Annotated in this window: 4 protein-coding genes; all 4 read left to right on the top strand. The window is 32.0% G+C overall.

Translation table 11 applies throughout. The features are described from left to right. Window positions 1-313, top strand: a 313-nt coding sequence (locus V7150_RS20225) for a hypothetical protein (protein WP_335521878.1), incomplete at its 5' end; no start/stop codon positions are given. Window positions 314-417: 104 nt separating this feature from the next. Further along, complete coding sequence (locus V7150_RS20220) at window positions 418-783, top strand: hypothetical protein (RefSeq protein ID WP_335521877.1); 366 nt, start codon at window positions 418-420, stop codon at window positions 781-783. A 276-nt stretch (window positions 784-1,059) separates the two neighbouring features. Then, window positions 1,060-1,359, top strand: coding sequence for a hypothetical protein (locus V7150_RS20215; protein ID WP_335521876.1), 300 nt, complete (start codon window positions 1,060-1,062; stop codon window positions 1,357-1,359). 30 nt (window positions 1,360-1,389) lie between these two features. Continuing rightward, window positions 1,390-1,644: tyrosine-type recombinase/integrase (locus V7150_RS20210; RefSeq protein WP_420490313.1), on the top strand; the 255-nt coding region annotated here is incomplete at its 3' end.

Below are 1,644 nucleotides of genomic sequence, written 5' to 3'. Positions count from 1 at the left end.
TTATAAACCTGGACATAAAGAATTGGTGTTTGATATTTTCTTCAAGGAAGATAAAGATAATGGTAAAAAGTTTTTAAGCCAGATATGTTATAATGCTCAAAATGTTTTATATGATGAAGATGCAGAGAGTTTATTTGATTATAAAAACTCATGGTATATAACACGAATGAAGTATGAAGAGTTTGAGGAAAAACTATCAAAGATGACCGCATGTCCATTTAATAAGTTGATAATTCATGATCATGGAAGAACACCTCAAGATGAGTATGTGAATGTGCCTATAGACTTTTGTTTGCTAAAATTTAAAGAGTAAATTAGTAGCTTTTATGGAATGGGGCCTTATGGATATAAAAAAATTGATAACTACTTATAAACAGGTTTCCAGAAAGGTATTAATCAACTGAAAGGAAGAACTTTATGAGAAAGTACATTCTTAAAGTAAGTAAACAACCTTATCGAGGAGATAGTGGATTAACATTTTGGGTGTATAAGCCTATCCAAATGGGACAACCTTATCCTGGTGAACATGGTTATGAATATGTTGAGCATTATGAAAAACTATCTTTCTATGATGAAGTAAAAGTAGGCAGTCAAGTTAGATACTTCGATAAATCCGAAACTGATTACGCGGTGTATTTTGAAATAAATGGAGAGTACTCACCTGGAACATTAACCGAGATTGCCAAAGAGGTATCTACGGGAGAAAATATATATCGAGAGCAATACGAAGCGTTTTTACTAAAGGCAAAAGATAAAGTGCGGTTAATAAAAGTTAGTGACTGATTGCGTATTCGAAGGAATGCCTGTTGTCACATAAACAGGCAGTTTGTAGGATTGTAAGTTGTTAAAAAATGATAATATATCAGAGTCATTTACTGCACAGTACGATACTAGCTATACACATCTATCATGAGACGATTACTCCAACTGTAATCGTCTCTTTTTTATTCAAAGGATAAAATCTAAGAAAATAAAAAGTTGTTTATACTCAGTTAGTATTATTGCTTGTTGAATAGGTAATCCTTAGTTACTAATAAGAACTAAGGAGAGTTGATGATTATGAATCTAGGTGAGCAAGTATTATCAGAGTTAGTAGCTGCTTTAAAAGATTTGTATCCTAATATTGAAGTGGAAAATACAAAAAATAAATTATCTACTGTTCTATCAGAGTATTATATTCAAAGAGTTAAGTTAGGTGAGGTACATCCTGATCTTGAGGATAAAATAAAATTGTTTATCTCGGCCAAAAAACTAGAAGGTTTAAGTTCTATTACTCTAGACAACTACCTAATGGAATTAAGTATGTTTGCTGATATTGTAAAAAAGAAGGCTGAGGACCTAGCTACAGCAGATGTTTGAATGTACTTAAGTCAAGATGGGAACTTAAAAATGAGCACAATTAGGAAGAAACTATCTATCTTAAAGAGTTTTTTTAGTTGGTTAGTTTCAGAAGAATATATTAAACGTGATCCGACTACCAAACTAAAAGCTCCAAAAGATGAATACCGACTTCCAAAGTCATTATCAATCGAAGAACTAGAAATGTTAAGAGAATCCTGTGATACAGTTAGACAACGTGCTTTTTTAGAAGTATTGTATGCAACGGGCTGTCGGTTATCTGAAGTTCATGGATTAAATAAAGCT

Origin of the sequence: Neobacillus drentensis (assembly GCF_036965245.1) — a bacterium.
Lineage (GTDB): Bacteria > Bacillota > Bacilli > Bacillales > Cytobacillaceae > Neobacillus > Neobacillus drentensis_G.
This window is presented reverse-complemented; position numbering and strand designations above follow the sequence as displayed.